Here is a 215-nt window from a genome sequence, read left to right as displayed (position 1 = left end):
GAAGCGCAGGCGGATCTGACGGTTAACGGCATGACCACTGCACAGGCTGGTCAGACCGTGACTGTGACCATTGGCGGTAACAGCTACACCGCGCTGGTGCAGGCGGATGGCAGTTGGAGCGTGATCGTTCCGGCGTCTGACGTCGCTGCCCTGACCGACGGCGCTGCTGTGGTTACCGCTTCTGTGTCTGACATCGCCGGTAACCCGGCATCTGC

The 215-nt window shown here is 62.8% G+C and carries 1 protein-coding gene; it reads left to right on the top strand.

The genetic code is table 11. The features are described from left to right. Nucleotides 1-215, top strand: a 215-nt coding sequence (locus AOY23_RS21335; protein WP_152958684.1) for an Ig-like domain-containing protein, incomplete at both ends; no start/stop codon positions are given.

This window comes from Trabulsiella odontotermitis, from assembly GCF_001297775.1.
Lineage (GTDB): Bacteria > Pseudomonadota > Gammaproteobacteria > Enterobacterales > Enterobacteriaceae > Trabulsiella > Trabulsiella odontotermitis.
Note: the sequence above shows the minus strand (reverse complement) of the source record. Positions and strands in the feature narration are given on the sequence as shown.